The sequence below is a fragment of the Aeromonas salmonicida subsp. salmonicida genome, assembly GCF_001643305.1.
Taxonomy (GTDB): domain Bacteria; phylum Pseudomonadota; class Gammaproteobacteria; order Enterobacterales; family Aeromonadaceae; genus Aeromonas; species Aeromonas salmonicida.
In genome coordinates this window covers 1-6,353 of the sequence record NZ_LSGW01000009.1, presented here as the reverse complement: position 1 = coordinate 6,353, position 6,353 = coordinate 1, and the positions used below count along the sequence as shown (strand labels likewise).

At 57.1% G+C, this 6,353-nt stretch carries 9 protein-coding genes; all 9 read right to left on the bottom strand.

Annotated features, from left to right (window positions below; translation table 11 throughout):
- Nucleotides 1–14 precede the first annotated feature (14 nt).
- Nucleotides 15–662, bottom strand: a complete 648-nt coding sequence (locus tag AXW79_RS00760) for an RNA polymerase sigma factor sigma-70 region 4 domain-containing protein (protein ID WP_227534442.1) — start codon at nucleotides 660–662, stop codon at nucleotides 15–17.
- A 365-nt stretch (nucleotides 663–1,027) separates the two neighbouring features.
- Nucleotides 1,028–2,206, bottom strand: a complete 1,179-nt coding sequence (locus tag AXW79_RS00755; protein ID WP_011898940.1) for a YagK/YfjJ domain-containing protein — start codon at nucleotides 2,204–2,206, stop codon at nucleotides 1,028–1,030.
- Between the two features lie 386 nt (nucleotides 2,207–2,592).
- Nucleotides 2,593–2,859, bottom strand: a complete 267-nt coding sequence (locus AXW79_RS00750; RefSeq protein ID WP_005312795.1) for a hypothetical protein — start codon at nucleotides 2,857–2,859, stop codon at nucleotides 2,593–2,595.
- A 144-nt stretch (nucleotides 2,860–3,003) separates the two neighbouring features.
- Complete coding sequence (locus tag AXW79_RS00745; protein WP_005312798.1) at nucleotides 3,004–3,423, bottom strand: hypothetical protein; 420 nt, start codon at nucleotides 3,421–3,423, stop codon at nucleotides 3,004–3,006.
- Entirely contained in the window at nucleotides 3,420–4,031 is a 612-nt protein-coding gene (locus AXW79_RS00740; protein WP_005312801.1) for an ash family protein, read from the bottom strand. Before AXW79_RS00740 ends, AXW79_RS00745 begins: the two co-directional genes overlap by 4 nt.
- Before the next feature lie 10 nt (nucleotides 4,032–4,041).
- Nucleotides 4,042–4,392, bottom strand: a complete 351-nt coding sequence (locus AXW79_RS21905; protein WP_011898939.1) for a helix-turn-helix domain-containing protein — start codon at nucleotides 4,390–4,392, stop codon at nucleotides 4,042–4,044.
- 9 nt (nucleotides 4,393–4,401) lie between these two features.
- Nucleotides 4,402–4,620, bottom strand: a complete 219-nt coding sequence (locus AXW79_RS00735; protein WP_005312807.1) for a helix-turn-helix transcriptional regulator — start codon at nucleotides 4,618–4,620, stop codon at nucleotides 4,402–4,404.
- 111 nt (nucleotides 4,621–4,731) lie between these two features.
- The gene (locus AXW79_RS00730; RefSeq protein ID WP_005312811.1) at nucleotides 4,732–5,577 is read right to left on the bottom strand and encodes a hypothetical protein; all 846 of its coding nucleotides are present in this window, start codon (nucleotides 5,575–5,577) and stop codon (nucleotides 4,732–4,734) included.
- Nucleotides 5,578–5,690: 113 nt separating this feature from the next.
- The coding region (locus tag AXW79_RS00725) for a tyrosine-type recombinase/integrase (protein WP_043151108.1) at nucleotides 5,691–6,353 on the bottom strand (663 nt) is incomplete at its 5' end.

Sequence of the window (6,353 nt, the reverse complement as noted above, 5' to 3'; positions counted from 1 at the left end):
GATTTAGTTGACCACTACACGGTGTGTGGCATCAGTTCAGGCACAGCCTTGAACCGCTCCGCCACCTGTTTAGGCGGTAGTTGCCAACTGTCTTGCTCCAACCCTCTCAGTACCTCCTGACAAAACGCCTCCGCCTGGGTGTCGTCCCACAGCGCATCCCCGAACCGTCCGATGGCCTCAGCCTCATTGGCCCGCCTTGTGATGGCTCGCTCGGCCAGCCCGTCGAGGTTGGCAAAGCCGATGCTGCCAAGGCCCGCAAGCATGTGGCCCGCCTTAGCCACCAGCCATTTGCCGTAACGCTGCTCCAGCTCACCGTGCGGGGTGGTGATCCGCTCTGCCGCCTCCTTAGCTTTCGCGATGTGGGCAGGGTCGCCCGTCCCTATCACCTGACGCAGCCAGAGCAGGGCGTCGATCTCCTTATCCCCGGTCACCACTTCCTGCGGCGGTAGCTCTGGCACCGCTGGCAGTGTCTCCCCGTTGGGCTTGATGGGGGGGAGGGTGAACATGGCCCGGTGTCTCGGGTTGTCGGTGAACAGCCCAGATCGGCTGACAATGGCTTTCACTGTTCCCAGAGAGAGGCCAGCCAGAGAAGCTACCTCACTCAATGAATGCTTGCGACGCAGCTCGATCACCTGCTGGCGTTGTTCGTTGGTCAATCTCAATGCAACCCCTTGTTGCGGAAAAAGTGTGATCTTGATCGGCTCGTAACGCTCTATATATGAAAAAAACGGTGGTTCCGGTGGTTCTGGGTTCCAACTCCCCGCCAGCCCTCGCCACGACTGGGTTTATGGGTGAACCACTCGCGACTTATTCACTGGTTCTTAGACCCCCTTCATTGGTTCCGGCCTAATATCGACCCGATTTAGGAACCAGTGAACCAGTAGAACCACTGTTTTCCTTTTATGCGCGCGCACGAGACTGACAAGAAAAGGGCCGCACTCGGCAGCCCTCTGTTCACCTCAACTCTTGGCGTTTTCGCCATGAGACCGCCCAACAAACAGCCCCTTTTCGCCCTGGGCATTGGAGGTCATGTCTTGATGGCGGCCCGCTTAAGCCATGTGGCCACGGTATTGAATGGCACCTCCAGCGATTCGGAGATCTCGGCGTAGCTCACACCCTCGGCCTTCATGGCAACGGCCCGCTCTCGCACCTCCTGGGCATACTTCGCCTGCTCGCGCTTGCCCAAGCCCTCCAGCTCCTTCCAGTTGACTATGGTCCTAGGGCTTACCCCCAGCACTGCGGCCACAGCCATAGTTCCAGCGCCAGCACACAGAAGTTCGCGCGCCCTACGCCTTAGCTCCTTGCGACCTTCCCGAGTGGCATTGGCCTTAGCCTGCTTGACCAGATCCGGCACACCTCTGTTCCACCGCCACGGCGTAACCCTGTCCACTTCCAAGGTGGCGGCCACCTCCTGCCGGGTTACACCATCGCGCAGTATGGCGATACCCTTGGCCTTAGTAGCCTCCTGCCGCTTCTCCCGCAACATGTTGGAGTTTTCCAGCTCACCGGGGCGGGCGGCCTTCACGTAGGATCGGACTGTACTCGGGGCGATGCCAAGGCGTTTACCTACAGCCCTCAGCCCTCCCACCTTGCCCCACGATTGCGCAGCTACCACATCGAGCCCCATAGCCCGAAACTCCCCCACAGTCAGCCCCGCCTGACCTATGCGCATGAAGCTAAACATCGGAACATGCCCCGGTACACCAACCGGCATCACCTTCACGGTCTGGCCCTTCTTCTTGGCCCGCACACGGGCTGTTTCGCGCCCGGTGTTGAAGTCTTGCGCGTAGTCGGCCCGGTAGCCCTTGCCCCTGCTCTTGGTCAGGTAGGAAAGCCAGTGCGTCACTTCCGGCAGCTCCACACCACCACGCCCTACCATCTGCCAATAGTTGTCACAGCGGCCCATGGTGCCGCCCATCTTGCCCCAAACCTTGGCGGCCAGCTTGTTGATTCCGATCCCCTGTTGAACCCGATCGCCGTCGAGAATCAGGGCCATATGGTAGTGATGCGCCTTAGCAGTCTCTCGTTCACGTGCCCAGACATACCCCGGCTTGTGGTCGTACTCGCGCCGGATCTGCTTGGTCATGGCCTCAATGAAGCGGGTGATCATTGCGTTGTCGTCGCGGCCCTCCGGGTGGTGCAAGTCGATGCGGACAATCAGTACTCGCCCAAACTCGATCAGCTTGACATCAACGTGCCGGATCATGCGCTTCACCCAATCAACCATCAGTGGCGAACGCTTTGGGCCTGTGTTGAGCGGATACGATATCCCGTCAACCTCAAGCTCTCCTGCTTGCGTAGTATCCCCAGCAACCTTGCCCTGCTTCCGGCTTGTCCTCATTTGCCGTGCCTGGTGAATATCGCCCATGCAATCACCTGAATGACCACGCGGTATCAGCCCTATAAATTCCCCTGAACTGCTATCAGGGAAAAAAGGGTATTAGTTCAATACCGCGCGGTTTTTGTAATTGGTAGTAACCATCGAATACCGCGTCAGCACAGACGGGGCGCAGCCTCCAGCAATTAGAGTTATTGCTCTTTTGGCGGTAATCGCATGGCGGTAATCGCAAACCGACACGCCGCCATTTTTGGTCATTGCGTTGCCCTCCCGCTCTGCTCTCTCGCCAGCTCGGTCAGCTCATCGCCTGCCACCATGTGACGCAGCATCAGCAAGGCCTCCTCTCGCCCCTGTTTGCCGCCAGCGTGCTCCAGGTGAGCGCCCACGATTTGGTTGTGGATCGCCATGGTCAGCACCTCCTGATTCAGCGGCAGTTGAACCCCCAGATGTTTGAACGTGTTACCACGCACCACCAGATAGGCCCGTGCCACCGCCTCCACCAGCTTGTCGATCTTACTCATCGCAACCCCCTGTTGCAGTGTGATGGGGTGGCCGTTGGGCTTTCATCAGTCGTTGAAACAACACCCGCAGCACTGCCAACCGCACCGGCACCCGGTACAGCTCGCGCCAGATGCGGCGGCGCAGGGCATCTATCCGCCGTTTGCTTATAGGTCACCCCCGGTCAATACCGCCACCAGCTCATTGAACGCCTGCTCAGTCAGCCCCGCTTTCAGCTCGCGGGCCTGCTTAGCGGTCACGGCGATAGCTCCGCCTCGGGTTTGCTCAATGAACTTGTCCCGGTCAGATCGCCAGACAAACGCGCTCAAGCTGCCCGCCTGTGAACGCTTGCCGGTGTGCTGGTTGATGGGGCCAACAAAGGCCGGCTCGCTGCCGTGCGCAGCCCATGCGAAGGAGATCATTGCAGTGCCTCCCTGCGGATCCCCGCCTCCAGGTACCTCCAGGTAGAGGGCATCGAGCAGGCGGCCATAGCGGTGGCGATCCAGCGGGCTCAGGTCGGTCTCTTCCAGCAGTACGGCCAGTTGCGCCAGCAGTTCAGCTAGGCGGGGGGAATGGGTCGGGTTCATGCGGCCACCTCCCCAGACGGACGGCGGCTGACAAACACCAACGGCAAACCTGCCAGGGCGGCGCGGGCTTGGACTTCGGTGTCAGCCATGGCGGAAATGGTGCGGATACGGCTCAGGTCTGCCAGCCGGCAGGAGTTTGAGGCAATCAGGAAAGTGAAGATTTTGGATGTAGCAGGGGTGGGGACAGTAGCCATGATGGCAGCCTCCAAGGTCAGTCGCTTGTTACTGCCACAGAGAGACGCCAATCTTCTGGTGGCAGCCCGGACGAGGTTGGCGTAACTGGAGACCTTGGAGTCCAGCGCCCCTTGCGGGGCCCTCACCCGAACCGCCATAACGCTGTAGAGGCTGCTGACCGGGTAGGCGAGCAACGCCCCAAGAAATGAGGAACGAGCACCGACAAAAAACCACGCAAGAGCGTGGGTCGGCTCCAAGATTCTTTGCGAGACGCCAATCTCGGCAACGGATTTTGCCGTTGCAGAAAGAATCGTACCCTCTTGGCTGTTATCGGGCAAGCCAATCGCAAAATTTGGCTGTAGTCGCTTATTTGACGGTCTATCTGATGGCAAAGCTTGGCTCTGGGCAATGCTCCCATAGTGTGCGTTTTGCATGCTGTATTCCTTAAGCGGCTGGTGGTAGATCATCCCGGGAGAAGTCGGGATGAGGCCATTCAGGGTGCTTCAGCACATAGAGAGCTACTTTGCGTCGCTCACTGCCGCGGAACGTGACCACATCCTGGATCAGCGTTTCAATGTTGAACCCCTGCTCACGAAGTTCATGGATGCGACTTGCTGCTTCCGGTATCGCATGATCAGCCGTCAGACTTAAGCTCAAGGTTGGGCCTCGGCGTAATATGCTCAGCACCTGTGCTCGCTGTCCGCTGACTATCGGAGCGGTATGCGGGGTGCTATGCTGTTGATGCTCAAGCTGGGTCGTGCCGTTCTTCTCGGTGCGGCCTTTTTCTTTTTTCATGCCTGCCCCCTATGCAGCTACATTGCGAGCGGCAACACGCTCAGCCATCCAGGCATCAATCTCAGCCTCGATAAATGCCACAGAGCGCCCGCTTCCCAAGCGAACTGTTTTGGGGAATTGGCCCTGAGCCATCATGTCGTAAATGCTAGATTTGCTCAGGCCAGTTCTATTGATGGCCTCCCGCACTCGAATAAAGCGAAGTGCGGGGGCGGCGATATGTTGCTCCATATTTGTCCTCATCATTCGTTTGGTTTCGATGGGGTCATTGGAGCACGTAGAGGAGGGATTTCGATGTCGGGTAATCCTAACTCGACGTTGAGTAGCATTACCCTACAGTGGTTATTTGTCTTTGCGGGGCCTGCCAGTCGTCATTGCTGTGCTAAGTAACCGCTCAACTGTGCCGAGTGCCAGTGGGCATTTCTTGTCATCGAATAGAGCGTGCTCGTAGTTTATGACCTTGGTTGCCCAATCCACTGCAGTATCGTCGGGATCATCCTGCCAGGCGGGGTTGAGCTTTGCGCGGATTGCAGCAGCTAGCACACGCTCTCGGTTAGCAGCATGGTACTCGGCGATTGGATGCTGGGGGGGTGTTTTGTGGCTTGCCCGTTGGGTCTGCAAATATGCTTCTTTGGGGATTTGGTCGCCTGATTCAATATGCTTTTTCAGCAATATCAAGTCTCGTCTAATTAGCCATACTTGATTTGGTTCAATTGGCGCTTCATCTGCACTGCTTTCAACAACGATGCTGACGAAGTTACAGCCATAATCAAAACCAGTAGGCAGAAGACTCCACTCGCTCAGATATGCTTTTTGCTCAAGAAGCATGTGCTCAAATAGGCTCTTATCCAGTGACCAAAGACCATTAGCGATAGTAGTTGGAGAGCCGTGAGTGCCATATCTTCTGGTTAGTTTTGCATTGCAACCGATGCTGGCTGGTTGGGGGCGAATGCCGCTGGTCTCATCAGGATAGAAAAGCAAATCAAGCTGCTCGTCATATTCATCTTCAACAATCGAGTTGTCTTTTACGAATACAGGGTAAGCGGGAACTGCAGATAGCCAGGCTGAGCCCTCGATCGCACCGATAGAGCACCAATGAAGAATATCCTCAACTTCACATCCAAACAGGCGTGCAGCTCTATCAATCCGGCAATATTCCAGCGGTAATAATGGGTTGTCTTTGCTCATTCTCGCATTACCTTTTCACGTAGAGCCTGATGTTGATCTCGGGCCAGGCTGGCTAGGTTTTCCTGTATTTCGATTGGCCGATCTAGGCCCGGCAGTTCGGGAACGGGTGGCCGTCAGTCGCCTACCACCTTCAATGCCTTAAAGCCACTCGCTAGAGAGAGGTTCCCCTGGCTGGCCTGCTCGATGTGGTCACTCCACCAGCCCATCATGATCACCCGCGGCTCAAAGTAGTCCGACCGGTTATAGGCGCGGCGGATCTCGTTGTCATCGGCATGGGATAGCGCCGCCTCTATGGCATCAGGGTTGAAGCCCTGTTCATTGAGAGTCGTGCTGCCCAGTGAGCGCAGGCCGTGGGCTACTAAACGTCCACCGTACCCCAGCCGTTTCAGGGCTGCATTGGCGCTCTGGTCGTTGATATGGCCCAGTGGGTCTTGCCGTCCCGGAAATACAAAAGGACGATGCCCGCTGATTGGTCGCATCCGCTCAAGCAGGGAAAGAGCTTGCGGAGTGAGTGGCACGCGGTGTGGACGATCCATCTTCATCCGTTCGGCTGGGATGTTCCACACATTGGCTTCGAAGTCTATTTCATCCCAGCGAGTACCAGCCGATTCGCCAGGGCGCACCAAGGTATGAAGGCTCCATTCAATTTGGCAGCGGGTAGTCTGGTCTAGCCGCCCATTGGCAATGTCAGACATCAGTAAAGGCAGCTCATCTGGTGTGAGGGTGGGCATGTGTTTTTTGTTGGGTTTCTTGAACACTGAATCGCCCCTGGTTTT

Bases quoted from the DNA above. Each gene is read 5' to 3' on its own strand.
- AXW79_RS00750 (WP_005312795.1), bottom strand. From the start codon at position 2,859: ATGAGTAAGATCGACAAGCTGGTGGAGGCGGTGGCACGGGCCTATCTG.
- AXW79_RS00755 (WP_011898940.1), bottom strand. From the start codon at position 2,206: ATGATCCGGCACGTTGATGTCAAGCTGATCGAGTTTGGGCGAGTACTG.
- AXW79_RS00740 (WP_005312801.1), bottom strand. From the start codon at position 4,031: ATGCAAAACGCACACTATGGGAGCATTGCCCAGAGCCAAGCTTTGCCA.
- AXW79_RS21905 (WP_011898939.1), bottom strand. From the start codon at position 4,392: ATGAAAAAAGAAAAAGGCCGCACCGAGAAGAACGGCACGACCCAGCTT.
- AXW79_RS00730 (WP_005312811.1), bottom strand. From the start codon at position 5,577: ATGAGCAAAGACAACCCATTATTACCGCTGGAATATTGCCGGATTGAT.
- AXW79_RS00745 (WP_005312798.1), bottom strand. From the start codon at position 3,423: ATGAACCCGACCCATTCCCCCCGCCTAGCTGAACTGCTGGCGCAACTG.
- AXW79_RS00735 (WP_005312807.1), bottom strand. From the start codon at position 4,620: ATGGAGCAACATATCGCCGCCCCCGCACTTCGCTTTATTCGAGTGCGG.